At 73.0% G+C, this 15356-nt stretch carries 14 protein-coding genes; 7 read left to right on the forward strand and 7 right to left on the reverse strand.

What is annotated here, in order from left to right:
• Window positions 1-18: 18 nt before the first annotated feature.
• From GFH29_RS15250 to GFH29_RS15265, 4 genes are all read right to left on the reverse strand, one after another.
• The gene (locus GFH29_RS15250; RefSeq protein ID WP_194289558.1) at window positions 19-924 is read right to left on the reverse strand and encodes a glycosyltransferase family 2 protein; all 906 of its coding nucleotides are present in this window, start codon (window positions 922-924) and stop codon (window positions 19-21) included.
• Window positions 921-1886: a glycosyltransferase family 2 protein gene (locus GFH29_RS15255; protein WP_228387530.1), complete on the reverse strand. Its 966-nt coding sequence runs from the start codon at window positions 1884-1886 to the stop codon at window positions 921-923. Before GFH29_RS15255 ends, GFH29_RS15250 begins: the two co-directional genes overlap by 4 nt.
• A gap of 24 nt (window positions 1887-1910) precedes the next feature.
• Window positions 1911-3419: an LCP family protein gene (locus tag GFH29_RS15260; RefSeq protein ID WP_153324654.1), complete on the reverse strand. Its 1509-nt coding sequence runs from the start codon at window positions 3417-3419 to the stop codon at window positions 1911-1913.
• A 228-nt stretch (window positions 3420-3647) separates the two neighbouring features.
• Window positions 3648-4169 carry an acyl-CoA thioesterase gene (locus GFH29_RS15265; protein WP_153324655.1) on the reverse strand — a complete coding sequence of 174 codons (522 nt, stop codon included), beginning with the start codon at window positions 4167-4169 and terminating at the stop codon, window positions 3648-3650.
• Between the two features lie 23 nt (window positions 4170-4192).
• Between GFH29_RS15265 and GFH29_RS15270 the strand changes: the two genes are divergently transcribed.
• Window positions 4193-5416, forward strand: coding sequence for an LCP family protein (locus tag GFH29_RS15270; RefSeq protein WP_153324656.1), 1224 nt, complete (start codon window positions 4193-4195; stop codon window positions 5414-5416).
• Window positions 5413-6300 carry a crotonase/enoyl-CoA hydratase family protein gene (locus GFH29_RS15275; RefSeq protein WP_153324657.1) on the forward strand — a complete coding sequence of 296 codons (888 nt, stop codon included), beginning with the start codon at window positions 5413-5415 and terminating at the stop codon, window positions 6298-6300. Before GFH29_RS15270 ends, GFH29_RS15275 begins: the two co-directional genes overlap by 4 nt.
• 12 nt (window positions 6301-6312) lie before the next feature.
• On the opposite strand, the gene GFH29_RS15280 is transcribed toward GFH29_RS15275, so the two are convergent.
• Window positions 6313-6654 carry a hypothetical protein gene (locus GFH29_RS15280; RefSeq protein WP_153324658.1) on the reverse strand — a complete coding sequence of 114 codons (342 nt, stop codon included), beginning with the start codon at window positions 6652-6654 and terminating at the stop codon, window positions 6313-6315.
• 472 nt (window positions 6655-7126) lie between these two features.
• Between GFH29_RS15280 and GFH29_RS15285 the strand changes: the two genes are divergently transcribed.
• The 5 genes from GFH29_RS15285 (at window position 7127) to GFH29_RS15305 (ending at window position 14011) form a co-directional block, all read left to right on the forward strand.
• Entirely contained in the window at window positions 7127-8428 is a 1302-nt protein-coding gene (locus GFH29_RS15285) for a glycosyltransferase (RefSeq protein WP_228387531.1), read from the forward strand.
• Entirely contained in the window at window positions 8425-10320 is a 1896-nt protein-coding gene (locus GFH29_RS15290; RefSeq protein WP_153324659.1) for a right-handed parallel beta-helix repeat-containing protein, read from the forward strand. The genes GFH29_RS15285 and GFH29_RS15290 overlap by 4 nt, the downstream gene beginning before the upstream one ends.
• Window positions 10317-11552, forward strand: a complete 1236-nt coding sequence (locus tag GFH29_RS15295) for a right-handed parallel beta-helix repeat-containing protein (RefSeq protein ID WP_153324660.1) — start codon at window positions 10317-10319, stop codon at window positions 11550-11552. The genes GFH29_RS15290 and GFH29_RS15295 overlap by 4 nt, the downstream gene beginning before the upstream one ends.
• Before the next feature lie 23 nt (window positions 11553-11575).
• Window positions 11576-12910, forward strand: a complete 1335-nt coding sequence (locus tag GFH29_RS15300; RefSeq protein ID WP_153324661.1) for a UDP-glucose dehydrogenase family protein — start codon at window positions 11576-11578, stop codon at window positions 12908-12910.
• Window positions 12911-12985: 75 nt separating this feature from the next.
• The gene (locus GFH29_RS15305) at window positions 12986-14011 is read left to right on the forward strand and encodes an OmpA family protein (RefSeq protein WP_153324662.1); all 1026 of its coding nucleotides are present in this window, start codon (window positions 12986-12988) and stop codon (window positions 14009-14011) included.
• A gap of 16 nt (window positions 14012-14027) precedes the next feature.
• Here GFH29_RS15305 and GFH29_RS15310 read toward each other — a convergent pair whose 3' ends face one another.
• Both GFH29_RS15310 and GFH29_RS15315 read right to left on the reverse strand, forming a co-directional pair.
• Window positions 14028-14570 carry a flavin reductase family protein gene (locus GFH29_RS15310; RefSeq protein WP_153324663.1) on the reverse strand — a complete coding sequence of 181 codons (543 nt, stop codon included), beginning with the start codon at window positions 14568-14570 and terminating at the stop codon, window positions 14028-14030.
• Window positions 14563-15309, reverse strand: a complete 747-nt coding sequence (locus tag GFH29_RS15315) for a pyrimidine reductase family protein (protein WP_153324664.1) — start codon at window positions 15307-15309, stop codon at window positions 14563-14565. The genes GFH29_RS15310 and GFH29_RS15315 overlap by 8 nt, the downstream gene beginning before the upstream one ends.
• Window positions 15310-15356: the final 47 nt, after the last annotated feature.

Here is a 15356-nt window from a genome sequence, read left to right on the forward strand (position 1 = left end):
CGGGCGAACTGGGTGAGTCTAGCCACCGGAGGAGCCGCGGGCGGGGACGGCACGCATGCCTCGGGCCGCCCTCATGGCCCGAATCACGTTGCGGGCCTCCGCGCGACCGCCGCGCAGCGGGCTGAGGAGCACCACGACGGCGGTGATCAGCCACGGCTTGAGACGCACCGCGAGGTTGGTGCCGTAGCGCAGGTGGACCACGAAGAGGTTGCGGTACATGTAGTAGCCCTTCCACCCCGCGAGGTCGTGCTGCTGGTCGAAGTCGAGCTGGCGCACGAGCACCGCGTCGCGCACCGCCCAGATCCGGAAGCCGGCGGCGCGGGCGCGCACCGCGTAGTCGACGTCGTCGTAGAAGATGAAGTACGACGGGTCCGGCAGGCCGATCGCGTCGATGACCCGGCGCCGGCACATGAAGCCCTCGAAGGCGACGTTCTCCAGCTCCACCAGCGGCGGCATCGCCGCACGGGTGCCGAAGTCGGTCTCGACCATGGACGTCTTCGGCTTGATCGCCAGCGGGTTGGTCAGGTCGAAGCGGGTCGCGGCCTTCTCGCACAGCCGGCCCTGGCGGTCCTCGCGCACCGCCATCAGGCAGTCCTCGTCCAGCGCCATCAGCACCGTCAGGCAGTCCGGCGCCGGGACGACGTCGTCGTCCATCAGCCAGACCCGGTCGAAGCCCTGCTCGTACGCCGTGCGCACGCCGAGGTGGAAGCCGCCGGCGCCGCCGAGGTTGTCCTCGCTGCGCACCACCTGCAGCCCGGGCACGTCGGCCTCGGCGAGCACCTGCGCGGTGTGGTCGGTGCTCGCGTTGTCGACCACGACCACCGCGTCGGGGGCGCGCTCGAGCGCGGCCAGGCCGGCCAGCATCTCGGCCAGGAGGTCGGCACGGTTGTAGGTGACGACGACGATCGCGACTGTCTCGTTCACCGCAGGAACCGCTCGTGGCCGGTGAAGTCGCCGCGCAGGCCCGCCACCCAGGCGCGCACGCTCAGCAGCAGCCGGGCCGGGCTCGGACGGGTGACGGTGTAGAACCACAGCGTCTTGGCGACGAACGCCAGCGCGTGCGGCGAGCCGTGGTAGTCGCGCAGGTTGATCAGGTTGTTACGCGCCATGCAGTAGTGCTTGAGGTCGCTCGCGCTGTGGTTGTACGTCGTGCGCCCGCCGAGCATCGGGGTGCCGAGGTCGTCGGTGGCGGGGTGCAGGAAGCGCGCGGCGGTCACGGTGGCGATCCGGGCGCCGGCCGCCTGGGCGCGCCAGAGGTACTCCACGTCGTCGCCCCAGATGAAGAAGTCCTCGCGGACCGAGCCGATCCGCTCGACGAGCTCACGGGTGACGAGCACGCCGTTGAACGGGATCACCACCTCGGGGATCAGCCCGTCGCGGGCCGCGGCCTCCACGTCGGCCATCGCGTGCACCACCTTCGTGCCGCCGGGCAGCCGGATGGGGAAGCACAGGCGCGCGGGGTCCTGCTCGGCCAGCACCGCCGGGCCCCAGAAGTCGAGCTCGCCGGCGTACGCGAGCAGCTCCTCGAGGCAGCCGGGCTCGGGGACGCCGTCGTCGTCCATCAGCCAGACCAGGTCGGCGCCGCGGTCGACCGCCTCGAGCAGGCCGACGTGGAACCCGCCGGCGCCGCCGCGGTTGCGGTCCAGCGTGCGCGCCAGGACCGGCACCGTGTGGTGCTCGTCGGGCGCCTCGCGGTCGTCGAGCGCGGCCAGCCACTCCCCCGTGCCGTCGCTCGAGGCGTTGTCGATCACGACCACCTCGGCCAGCCCGGGGACGGTGTCGAGCCGCTCCAGGAGCCGCTGCAGGAGCGTCAGCCGGTTGTAGGTGACGACCACCGCGACCACCCGCGGCGGCGCCTGGGCGCTGGAGTCCTCGGGCGCGATCACGGCGCCCACCCTAGGCGCGGCCGATCAGCAGGCACTGCCCAGGTCGTCGCTCTGGTTGGCCAGGTAGCCGTCCGAGAGCGACCCGAGCGAGCCGCCGGTGACCGGCGCGCTCCCGGCCCCGGCGGTGGATCCGCCGCCCTGCGAGCCGGCCGAGCCGTCCTGCGAGCCGCCCGCCGCCTTCGCCGGCGCCTCGTAGGTGCCCTCGGCCTTGGCGATCGCGTCGGCGACCTTGCGGTGCATCAGCTCGATGTCGGGGTCCGCGGTGTTGATCAGCGGCGGCACCAGGGAGACCGTGGACATCTTCTGCCCCCGGGCCTTGAGCGCGAGCTCGACGAAGCGCCCGACCTGGGAGGCCGGCAGGTTCGTGGAGACCATCTCGTTGGAGGCCTCGGCGATGGACCCGAAGTTGGTGACGGCCTTCTGCGGGCTGATCTGGCCGAGCATCGCGTTGAGCACGCACTTCTGCCGCGCCATCCGCGAGTAGTCGTCGGAGCCCTCCCGGGCCCGGGCGTACCAGAGGGTCTCGAAGCCGTCGAGCTTGCGCACGCCCGGCTCGATGTAGCCGGTGACGTCGTCTCCGAGACCGCCGACCGGGATCGGCTCGCGGACGTTGAGGGTCACGCCGCCGACCGCGTCGACGATGTCCTTGAAGCCGTCGAGGTTGACCATCGCCCAGTAGTTCATCTCCAGGCCGGTCGCCCCCTCGACCGCCGACAAGGTGGCGTCGATGCCGGGGTTCTCGGAGTCGCCGAACAGCTCGGCGTTGTCCTGGGCCCAGGTGCTCACGCCGTTGAGGTAGCAGCCGTCGCAGTCGAAGCCGTCGGGGAACTGCTCGGCCATCACCGAGCCCGGCGCGAACGGGAAGTCCTGCAGGTTGCGCGGGAGGCTGATCAGCACGGTGCGCCCGGTGCTGGCGTCCACCGAGGCCACGTTGATCGAGTCCGGTCGCAGTCCCCAGCGCCCCGCGCCGGCGTCGCCGCCGAACAGCGCGATGTTGAAGCGCCCGTCGTGCGCGCCCTTCACCTCGGTGGCGTTGAACATCGTCACCATCAGGTCGCGCTGCACGCCGACGAGGTGGGAGCCGAAGAGCAGCACGCCCGCGACGCTGAGGGAGAGGAAGCCGTTGACCCCGATCGCCGCGCGCCGCTGGACCAGCCCGAGGGTGAGCGGCTGACCGATCCGCCAGGCGTCCATGAACAGCGCCGCCCAGGCCACCGCACCGACCATGAGGAACAGGCGCAGCAACAACAAGAAGCCCGCGTCGGAGGCCAGCGCGAAGGCGACCTGGTGCCGCACCAGCGAGGCCAGCGCCACCAGCACCAGGGCGACCAGCGAGCCGAGCCACACCCGGATCGCGATCAGGCCGACGCGCCGGTTGCCGTGCAGCAGCTGCGCCGATCCCGGCACGAGCAGCGTCATGAGCATCAGCGCGACGGCGCGGCGGAAGCGGACGCGCGAGGCACGCTCCTGCGTGCTGACACGACCTGCTGCGTCGGCGGCGTCGTGCGACCCGGGGGAAGTGACGGGCGGCATCGAGATGCCTTTCATGTGCGTGGAGAACTGATGGGGAAGGATCAGTGGTGGTGCGGCCACCGCCGGGGCGGAGACGTCCGTCCAGTATCACCAGTCACAGCAGTCACCGTCCGTCGCGACGCGCCGGGGAATGGACCACTCGACGCTCAGGCACGCACAGGCCCGCTCAGCGCCGGTCGGCGCCGCTCAGGAGGCGACGAGCATCACGGGGCGCATCACGGGGCCGCATCACGGGGCGAGCGGGCCGCCCGCGCGACCGGAGTCGATCTCGCGCTTGCGCGCCAGGCGCGAGGCCCTGCGGATCTGCGCCTCGCGGTGGCGACGCACCTCGTCCGGGGTCTCCGGGCGCAGCCCCGGCACCTCGCGGGCGTGGCCGTGCTCGTCGATCGCGACGAAGACGAAGTACGCCGAGGCGACGTGCAGCGGGTCCACCGACGGGTCGTCCCAGGGCTGGGTCTCGATGCGCACGCCGATCTCCATCGAGGAGCGGCCGGCCCAGTTCACCTGGGCGAAGGTGCGCACGATGTCCCCCACGTGCACCGGGCGCAGGAACGCCATCGAGTCCAGGGCCGCGGTCACGGCAGGACCGCCGCTGTGGCGCTGCGCGACCGCTCCGGCGGTGGAGTCGGCGAGCTTGACGATCTCGCCGCCGTGCACGTTGCCGAGCAGGTTCGCCTCGCGGCCGGAGGTCATCATGGCGAGCGACACGCGGGCGTACGACGGGGTGCGGTCCTCAGCAGCTGAGGTCATAGGGGCACGGTAGCGTCGGCGCCATGGCAGACCGTCCCCGGTACGACGGCTCCGGGGACGACGCCCCGGAGTACGGCTGGCTCTACGGCGCGAAGGGCGAGGGCGACCCCGACGCCACCCGCCCCGTCCCGCGCCAGCCGCGTCCCGACGAGACCCGCGTCCTCCCCGTGCAGCCCCGCCCCGAGGCCGGCGGGTCGCGCACCCGTGCCGCCGAGCGCCCGGCCCCCGCACCGGCCCCGGCCCCCGCCCCCGCGCCCCCGCCGCGCGCGGGATCGCGCGGGCGCCGGCTGCGGTTCCGGCCGCGCTACCTGCTCGCGCTGATCCTGGTCTGGGTGGTCTACCTCGTGGCCGTGCCGATCTATGCCTGGACCGAGGTCGAGTCGGTCCCGTGGGAGCCCGAGGGCGAGCGCCCCCCGCAGCAGCCGGGCACGACGTACCTCATGGTCGGCAGCGACTCGCGCGACGACCTCTCCGAGGACGAGCGGCGGCGCCTCGGCACCGGCGGCGCCGCCGGGCAGCGCACCGACACGATCATGCTCCTGCACACCGGCGACGGCCCCAACGTGATGATGTCGATCCCGCGCGACTCCAACGTGGAGGTCCCCGGGCACGGCGTCACCAAGATCAACGCGGCGTTCGCCTACGACGGCGCACCCGGTCTGGTCCGCACCATCGAGAACGCCACCGGCATCCGCATCGACGAGTACGTCGAGATCGGCATGGGCGGCCTGGCCGGCGTGGTCGACGCGGTCGGCGGCATCGAGATCTGCCCCGAGTTCGCGATGAAGGACCCCGACGCCAAGCTCGACATCGACAAGGGCTGCCAGCAGGCCGACGGCCAGACGGCGCTGGGCTTCGCCCGCTCCCGCAAGACCGACCCGCAGTACGGCGACATCACCCGGGTGCGCCACCAGCGCGAGGTGGTCGCCGCGGTCGGCGACAAGGTGCTCTCGCCGTGGACCTTCCTCAACCCGGTGCGCTACTGGCGCCTGGCCAACTCCGTGCCCGGCTTCTTCGTCTTCGGCGACGGCACCGGCCCGATCGACGCGGCGCGCTGGGCCCTGGCGATGACCCGGGTGGAGGGCGACGCGGGGATGACCTGCACCGTCCCGATCCGGGACCTCGCGGTCAACTGGGACGAGGAGCGCTCCCAGCGGATGTTCCAGGCGATCATCGAGGACCGCACCGACGACATCGGCAAGGACCTGTGCACGCCGACCGGCCTGCCCCAGGAGGTCACCGGATGAGCCCTGACAGCGGCTCCGACTACGAGACGCTGCGCTGCGAGATCGACGAGCACGGCGTCGCCACGCTGACCCTGCACCGTCCCGACGCGCTCAACGCCTTCGACCTGACGATGGCCCGCGAGCTGGAGCGCTTCTTCCTCGTCGACGCCCGCGACGAGGCGGTTCGCGCCGTGGTCGTCACCGGGGCCGGCCGGGCGTTCTGCGCCGGGATGGACCTCGGCGCGGAGGGCAACGTGTTCGGCCTCGACGAGTCGGTGACCCCGACGCCGGAGGACCTGCGGGCCCACCTCACCGAGGCGCCGTACCACGACGGCGTGCGCGACACCGGCGGTCGGGTGACCCTGGCGATCCACGCGCTGCCCAAGCCGGTGATCGCCGCCATCAACGGCGCCGCGGTCGGCATCGGCGCGACGATGACGCTGGCCATGGACCTGCGCCTGGCCTCCACCCGGGCCCGCATCGGCTTCGTCTTCGGCCGGCTCGGCATCGTGCCCGAGGCCTGCTCGAGCTGGTTCCTGCCGCGCATCGTCGGCATCCAGCAGGCCCTGGAGTGGGTCTACGCAGCGGAGATCCTCGACGCCGACGCGGCGTACGCCGGGCGGCTGGTCCGCTCGGTCCACGAGCCCGACGACCTGCTGCCCGCGGCCCAGGCCCTGGCCCGGTCGTTCGTGGTGGACCGCTCCCCCGTCGCGCTCGGTCTGGCCAAGCAGCTGCTCTACCGCAACAGCGCCGCCGCCGACCCGCTCGAGGCGCACCTGTCGGACTCGCTGGCGATGTTCTGGACCTCGATCGGCGACGGCAAGGAGGGCGTGGCCGCCTTCCTCGACAAGCGCGCCCCGCGCTTCACCGGGCGCGCCGACGAGCTGCCGCGCGTCTTCGGCTGAGCGTCTCGTCCCTCACTGCCGGCCGGTCGCGACGACGGTCGTCTGGTAGCCGCGCCCCGGGTCGACCTCCAGGCTGAGGCGTTCGGCGTCCGGCACCCAGTAGCCCACGTAGAAGCTGACGCTCCCGCCAGCGGGCACCCGGTCCTCCGGTCGGGCGATCACGTCCTGCTCGTAGTCGAAGATCTGCTCGGTCGGCGCGAAGCCGCTGGCCAGCCGCAGGTGCAGCTGGCTGGGGTTCCATTCCTCCTCGGTGCCGTTGCGCACGCTCACCCGCAGCCGCATCGGCGCGCCCGGGCGGCGTTCGATCCAGGAGGAGGGCGTGAACTGCTCGGGCGGGTCCACCTGCACCCTCAACCCGCTCCCATAACGGAAGGATTCGCCGAATCCGGGCACTTTCGCCTGATCCGAGAATTGATTTGTTTCCGCGGTATTAACCGGCTCGCTCGGCGCGGCCCGCACATTCTTGGGCGGTTGCGCGCCCGCCCCCGCTGGCGCGCCGAAGTCGGCCTCGTCGCCGGGCCCTAGAACGCCACACCCGCTCAACAACAGGGGAATCGCGGCAATCGCGGCCCGTCTCGCCAGTCTCATGGCGCGACGTTAAGCGATCGAGGACCGCTCCCATCGAGTTCTTCGGGAAAAGGGCGCCTGTCCACGCCGCCGATACACAGAATTGGGGATAGGCGGGGCGATCGCAGAGGTCGGTCGCGGATTCCGCACATACGGTCTGGCCGACACGACAGCGCGACCCCCCGGTGCTGGTGTCTCTCGGCCTCAGCTCGGCGCGCTCCGCGCCGAGGAGCCCTCCAGACCAAGGATCTCCGTCACCGTGCCCGACCTCGCCGACTTCACCCTGCCCGAACTCGACCTTGCCGCGTGGCGGGCGGCCTTCCCGCTCGCCGTGGCCGGCGTCATCGTGTGGTCCCTGTGGATCTACCGGTGTGTGCTGTCCGCCCGGGCCCGGCCCATCGAGAACGACTTCACGACCACCACCTCGGTCGTCGTCCCCAGCTTCCACGAGGACCCCGACATCCTGATGCGGTGCGTGGCCAACTGGCGCGCCCAGGGACCCACCGAGATCATCATCGTCCTCGACGTCGCCGACACCGTGGCCTTCCACCGCCTCGAGGCCCTCGAGGACCCGGTCGTGCGGCCCGTGCTCTTCCGTCACGCCGGCAAGCGCTCGGCGCTCGGCGTCGGCATCCGGATGGCGACCTCCGAGGTCTTGGTGCTGGTGGACTCCGACACCCAGTGGGAGCCCGGTCTCCTGCTCGCCGTGCAGCGCCCGTTCCTCGACCCCGAGGTCGGCGGGGTGAGCACGCAGCAGAACGTCTATGAGGCCCGGGGCAACGTGTGGCGCCGGATCGCCGACTGGATGGTCAACCTGCGCTACTACAACTACGTGCCGGCGATGGGCCGCGCCGGCGCCGTCGCCTGCGTCTCCGGGCGGACCGCTGCGTACCGTCGCGCGGCGGTGCTGCCGGTGCTGGAGAACCTCGAGAACGAGTTCTTCCTCGGCCGCCGCTGCATCGCCGGCGACGACGGCCGGCTGACCTGGCTGGTCCTCGCCTCGGGGTTCAAGACCGTGCACCAGTCCTCGGCCCGGGCGCTCTCCATGTTCCCCGCCTCCTTCCGCGCCTTCGTCAAGCAGCGGGTGCGCTGGAGCCGCAACTCCTACCGCTGCTACCTCACCGCCGTCTACAAGGGCTGGCTGTGGCGCACGCCGTTCGTCACCAAGGTGACGGTCCTGCAGATCCTGCTGACGCCGATCACCATGGGCGTCACCATCGGCTACCTGCTCTTCAGCCGTCTCGAGCTCACCGTCCCCGGCGCCCTGTTGGCCGTGGCCTGGCTGCTCGCCGGCCGCGGGATCCGCGGCTTCTCCCACCTGCGCCGCCACCCGGTCGACATCCTGCTGCTCCCGCTGATGACGCTGGTGGTGATCTTGGTGGCGCTGCCGATCAAGCTCTACGCGTTCTTCACCATGAACAAGCAGGGCTGGCTGACCCGCTCGGAGACGACTGTCGGCGGGGAGGGCCAGGACCAGGCCTCACTGGCACCGCGCCACCACGCCCGCCGTACGACGACTGTCGCCGAGCCGTCCCTGTCCGCGGCGGGAGGCAACCAGTGACGCGCCGGTTGCGCCGGGTGCTCCTCGGCACCGCCCTCGCCGCCGTGCTGGTGGGGATGAGCGCCCCGGTCGCCGCAGCCGACCCGGAGATCGAGCCCGGCACCGACCCGGCGAGCGCGCAGTTCCCCTACCCCGGCGACCCGGAGTCGGAGGCCGCGCTGGTGGCCGGGGAGGACGACCGGCTGACCGAGGTGCGGACGGTGAGCTCCCTGGCCAGCTGGACCGCGAGTCCGACGAAGAGCCCCTACCGTCTCGCGACCGGCTCGGCCTACACCCTGGTCCTGACCGCCCGCTCGCAGCCCTACACGGTGGCCGACCTGCTGCTGCTCGCCCCGCAGACCTTCGTACGCCGCCCCGACGGCTCCTACCTGCTCAGCGAGCACCTGGTGGTGGAGTCCGGGGCGACCCTGAACCTCGCCAACCCCGGCGGACTGCGCCTGCACCTGGCCAGCGACTCCGACGGGTTCGTCTCGATCGTGAACTACGGCGGCCGGCTCAACATCGCCGGCGCGGACGGCGTGCCCGCGGTCATCTCCAGCTTCGACCGCGACACCGAGCGCCTCGACTCGCTCACCGACGACGGGCGTGCCTACCTGCGCGCCATCGGTGGCCAGGTCTCGCTCTCCCACGCCCGACTCGAGGGGCTCGGGTTCTGGAGCGGGCGGACGGGTGGGCTGTCGCTCACCGGCACCGACCGTCCCGACGCCGGGTCGCTGCACGACCTGGCGGACTCCTTGAAGGTCGGCCCGGTCGCCGACCAGGGACCCGACATCGACGGCAACAAGAACTCCGCCCTCGGCGACGTGCTGCCCGCTGGCGACCTGCCCGTGCCGACCGTCGACGTCGACGACCCGCGGTACAGCTATGTGTCGGCCGCCGTGGCCGACACGACGGTGACCGACAGCGCGTTCGGTCTCTTCGTCTCCGGCGCCAACGGCCTCGACATCCGCGACAGCGTCTTCGACGCCAACATCGTCTCCGGGCTGGTCCTGCACCGCTACGTGATGAACGCCGTGGTCGAGACGACCAGTGCGTCCGGCAACGGCCTGGACGGGCTGCAGCTGGCCCGGGCGACGACCGGCATCGTGCTCTCCGAGGTCGTCGCCAACGAGAACGACCGCAACGGCGTCACCATCTCGGGCCTGCCGCTGGCCACCGGACCGTCCGCGACCGGCACCAGCGTCGGCAGCTACGGCAACAACTCGATCGCCAACAGCCAGGTGCGGCGCAACGGCCGGTACGGCGTGGAGGTGATCGGCGGGCAGAACGTGGACGTGCTCGCCAACGACATCGCCGCCAACGCCGTCGGCGTGGTCGTCCGCGACGCCGCGACCGAGGTCAGCGTCGTCGGCAACCAGGTCAGCAGCTCCCACGACCAGGGGATCGCGCTGCGCGACGGCGTGGACGGAGCGGTCGTCACCGGCAACGTGGTCAGCGGCGGCGAGACGAGCGTCTACGTCCGCGACTCCAGCGCCGAGATCGACCAGAACACCCTGGAGGACGCGACCACCCACGCGGTGAGCTTCGTGGGCGAGGTCGGCAGCTCCTCGCTGCGGCAGAACAAGATCAGTGGCCGCGGTCCCAGCGCGATCGAGGTCGGCCGCGCGGACGGCCTGGACACCGGCGGCTGGGTCAACGACCAGGACGGCTGGGACGACACCACGCCGTTCCTGGTGACGCTCAAGCGGTTCGCCCAGCCGCTGACGGTGCTCTGGAGCCTGCTCGGAGCACTGCTGCTCTTCACCGCCGTGCGCGGCGCGCGCAGCCACCGCGCCCGCCGGCACCCCTACCTGGACAAGGCCCCCGCCTGGGACCCGGCCCCGGTGCAGGTGGGTGCGGTGCCGATGGGTGCGGCGCCGAGGGGCGCGGGGCATGACGGGAGCCCGTCATGAGGCTGCCCGAGTCGCCGCGCTCGCGGCTCCTCCTCACGGGCGCGGGCGGGGTCGTCGTGGGCATCCTCCTCGCCCTCCTCGTGGTCGCGGCCTGGCCGAACAGCAGCGAGACCCCGCAGGGACGGGACGCGGTGATCACCCCGCCGGTCCCCCCGCCGCCGAGCATCGAGGAGCTCCCGGAGTCCACGGTCCTGCCGGACCCGGGCACGCCGCTGCCCACCGACGAGGAGACCGACGAGGGCGACCAGGGCGACGGGGACGAGGGCGACGGCGAGCAGCCCGACTCCGCGCCTCTCCTTCCCGACGCGGCCCCGGCAGGAGAGGGCCCGCTGCCGGAGACCACGCCGGTCCGCTGCCCGGCCCCGACGACCACCGTCGCCTCGGCCGCAGAGCTCGAGCAGGCCCTCGCCTCGGCGGCCCCGGGCGACAGCATCGAGCTGGCCGACGGGACCTTCGCGGGGAACTTCACGACCACCGTCTCGGGCACCGAGGACGCACCGATCTTCCTGTGCGGCACCTCGGAGGCGGTGATCGACGGCGGTGACATCGAGGGCGACTACGCGCTCCACCTCGACGGCGCCCGGCACTGGCGGCTGGTCGGCTTCACGGTCTCCGGGGGCCAGAAGGGCATCGTGGCCGACGGGACCGAGTGGTCGGTGTTCCAGGGCCTCACGGTCTCCGGCACCGGCGACGAGGCGATCCACCTGCGCACCCACAGCACCGACAACGTCGTGCGCGACGCCACGATCAGCGACACCGGCCTGCGCCGCGACAAGTACGGCGAGGGCGTCTACCTCGGGTCCGCGGTCAGCAACTGGTGCACCTACACCGGCTGCGAGGCCGACCGCAGCGACCGCAACGTGGTCATCGCGAACACGTTCACCGACGTCACCGCCGAGGCGATCGACGTCAAGGAGGGCACCACCGGCGGCGCCATCCTCGACAACACCTTCGACGGCTCGGCCGTCACCGGCGCCGACTCCTGGGTCGACGTGAAGGGCAACAACTACCTCGTCCAGGGCAACACCGGCACCAGCGCCCCCGAGGACGGCTACCAGACCCACCAGATCCTCGACGGCTGGGGCGACTTCAACGTCTTCACCGCGAACCACGCCGACGTCAGGGGGCCGGGCGCCGCGATCTCGTCCTGGCCGCCGGGCGCCAACGTCGTGCGCTGCGACAACACCTTCGTCGCCGCCGACGAGGGCCTCAGCAACATCTCGTGCTCATGACCACCGACCAGAGGAACCCCACCATGTCCACCCCCGCTACCCCCCGCCTCACCGTCCTCGGCACCGGCTACCTCGGCGCGACGCACGCCATCTGCATGGCCGTGCTCGGGTACGACGTCCTCGGGGTCGACACCGACCGGGCCAAGGTCGCCGCCCTCAACGAGGGCCGCGTCCCGTTCTTCGAGCCCGGCCTGCCCGAGCTGCTCCGCAAGGCCCTGGACTCCGGTCGGCTGTCGTTCACCACCGACCTCTCGGCGGCGGGCGACTTCGGCGATGTGCACTTCATCTGCGTGGGCACCCCCCAGCAGGCCGACTCCCACGCCGCCGACCTGCGCTACGTCGAGGGGGTGGCGCGCGACCTCGCGCCGTACCTGCGCCGCCGGTGCCTCGTGGTCGGCAAGTCCACCGTGCCGGTCGGCACCGCCGCCCGGCTCACCCGGATCGTGCAGGACAACGCGCCCGCCGGCACGGAGGTCGAGCTGGCCTGGAACCCCGAGTTCCTGCGCGAGGGGTACGCCGTCGAGGACACCCTGCGCCCGGACCGGCTCGTCTTCGGCGTCGCCTCCGCCTGGGCCGAGGAGACCCTGCGCGCCACCTTCGCGCCGGTCATCGACGCCGGGGTCCCGGTGGTCACCACCGACCTCCCGACCGCGGAGCTGGTCAAGGTGGCGGCGAACTCCTTCCTGGCCACCAAGATCTCCTACATCAACGCGATGGCCGAGGTCTGCGAGGCGACCGGTGGGGACGTCCAGGACCTCGCCACCGCGCTCTCCTACGACACCCGCATCGGCGGGCGGTTCCTGCACCCCGGTCTCGGGTTCGGCGGCGGCTGCCTGCCCAAGGACATCCGGGCCTTCGTCCACCGCGCCGAGGAGGTCGGGGTGGGCAAGTCGGTGGCGTTCCTGCGCCAGGTCGACGCCATCAACCAGCGGCGTCGGGCCCGCACCGTCGACCTCGTGCGCGAGCAGGCCGGGGGCTCGCTGGCGGGTGTCCGCGTGTGCTGCCTGGGCGCCGCCTTCAAGCCGAACTCCGACGACGTCCGCGACGCCCCCGCGCTCGACGTGGCGCGCATGCTGCAGGAGGAGGGCGCGGTCGTGTCGGTCTACGACCCCGAGGCGATGGAGAACGCTCGCCGGGTCCAGCCCGGCCTGCACTACGCGGAGAGCGTCTTCGACGCCGCGGCCGGCGCGCACGTCGTGGTGCTGCTGACCGAGTGGGAGCAGTTCCGCTCGCTGGACCCGCGCCGGCTGGCCGAGGTGGTGGCCAGCTGCGCGATCGTCGACGGGCGCCACGCCCTCGACCGCGACGAGTGGGAGGGCGCCGACTGGACCTACCGCGCGCTGGGGCGGGCCGGCTGAGCAGGTGGTGCCCCTCGACGTGAGCGGCCTCCCGGTCCACACTGGCGCACCGGGGTCCGACGGGGTGGAGGCGCGATGAGGACGTGGGTGGCACTCACCGTGCTCGCCGTGCTGGGCACCACCGCGTCCTGCTCCGGCGCCGGCGACGAGGCGGCCCCACCCGGCGCCGCGCCGTCCTCGCCCGCCGCGCCGTCCTCGCCCGTGTCCGCGGTGCCGCCGACCGATCCCCGCTGTGAGCCGGGACCCGGGCGCGAGGTCGAGGAGCTGCCCGACGTGCGCGTGCCCGCCGTCCCGGTGCCCGCGGTCAGCGACCCCGCCACCGGCGAGCAGCTCGCCCCGGCCACCGAGGTGCCGGCCCAGGTCGTGGACGCGGGCTGCGTGATCCGCTACGACGCGCCGGGCGGCTGCCTCGGCGCCGTCGAGATCACCGCCGCGACGATCCCACCGGTCACCATCCCCGAGACCCGCGCCGGCGAGCGCACCTACGACGCCGTGACAGTGCCGGGGGACGAGCGTCCCGCGGCGCGCGCGGAGCAGGTGTGCCGGGTGCGGCGCGACGGCGCCGGGCTCTCCGCGTCGCGTCCCGGCGTGGTCCGCGAGGGGTTCTCCCGCGCCGGTGCGGCCCGGCCCGGGGACGACCTGGCGCCCACCGTCCGGATCCCGCCGGTGCGGCTGCCGGACGTCGACGTGGACCCCGAGCGCCTCGCGCGCACCGAGATCGAGGACGGTGTGGGCCGCCTGGACGGCGCCGACACGACCTCCTGGGTGGCGCCCGCCGCTGTCCTGTTCGACACCGACGAGGCCACGCTGCGCCCCGAGGCGGTCGCCGCGCTGCGCACCATCCTGGCCCAGGTGCGCGCCGAGCCCGGCGACCGGCCGCTCCTGGTGGAGGGGCACACCGACGACCGCGGCGACGCGGCGTACGGCCAACGGCTCTCCGAGCGACGAGCCCGGGCGGTCGCCGACTGGCTGGTCTCGGCCGGGTTCGACGAGCAGCGGGTGCGCACCCGCGGATGGGGCGAGCGGCGCCCGGCGTACCCCAACGACAGCGACGCGAACCGCCAGCGCAACCGCCGGGTGGTGCTGACCCTGCGGCGCTGACCCGGGTTGACCGGGCTCAGCCGGCGGCGCGCTCGGTGGGCGGCGCGTGCCGCTCCTCCGCCTCGTGGCCGGGGGTCAGGTGCGCGGCATCCGAGAGCCGTAGCGGCGTGAACGGGCCGCCGGAGACCGCCGAGACCGGCTCGGTGGCCAGGCAGAGGTGGTCGCCGCCCTCGTCGAGCAGGCTGGTGCGGCGTACGACGAGGCGGTGCGGGTGGTCCACGAGCACCGGCAGCCCGCCGGGCCCCGTCTCGGTGCGCAGCCCGGCGAACTTGTCATCGGTGTCGCCGGTCAGGGTGCCGAACCGCTCGGCGAGCGCCAGGTCGTCGGCGGTGAGGAAGTGCAGCGCCAGGTGCGTGGAGCGCTGGGCCACCCGGGCGGTGTGGTTGGCCTTGGACAGCCACACGCAGTAGCGCTCGGGGTCGATGCTGGACTGCGCGTGGAAGCCGACCAGGCAGCCGCCCCACTCGCGCACGCCGTCGGTCTCGTTGCCGGTCGTCACCACGATCAGCGGCGTGTCGATCGAGGACATGATCACCGAGAACGGGTCCTGCTCAGGCATCGGCCGGCCTCTCGTAGCGGAGGAAGAGGGTGTCGTCGGCGGCGATCGCGTGCCGCAGCGCGAAGCGGCGCAGCGGGCTGTCGGGCGGGGCGATCGACACCGGCAGCAGGTCGCCGCCGAGGATCGGGGCGACGGTGAGGCAGAGCTCATCGAGGCAGTCGTGTGCGACCAGCTCGCCGAGCCAGCGCGGCCCGCCCTCGCAGAGCACCACGCCGTGACCGCGCTCGGACAGGGCGGCGACGGCCAGGGCCGGGTCCACGGACCGCTCCCCCGCCACCACCACGTCGGCGACCTCGCGGGCGCGGGCGAGGCGGGCCGGATCGGCGCTCTCGCAGGTGAGCACGATCGTGCGCCGCCCCTCGGGGGCGTCGGCGAAGACCGGGCGGTCCCAGTCCAGCTCGAGGGAGCGGCTGACGACCGCGACCACCGGGCTGTCCGGGCGGCCCTGGTCGCGGCGGGCCGCGACCAGCTCCTCGCGCAGCCGCACCGGGCCGTAGCCCTCGCGGCGTACCGTCTCCGCACCGACGAGGACCACGTCGGCCAGCGAGCGCATGTCCACGAAGAGCCGGGCGTCCGGACCCTCCGAGAGCTCCCCGACCTTGCCGCCCACGGCGGCCGAGCCGCTCAGGGTGCCGACCATGTTGGCCATCACCCAGGCCCGGCCCGGGCGGCACCGGTCCACCGCGGCGTACGGCGTGAGCAGGTCGCCCAGCTCCTCGCCGGGTCGGAGCAGGTGCATGGGAGCCTCGAGACGGTCGGGGACGGTGGGCACCCGCGCCAGTGCCC

It is taken from the genome of Nocardioides sp. dk884, assembly GCF_009557055.1.
GTDB lineage: Bacteria > Actinomycetota > Actinomycetes > Propionibacteriales > Nocardioidaceae > Nocardioides.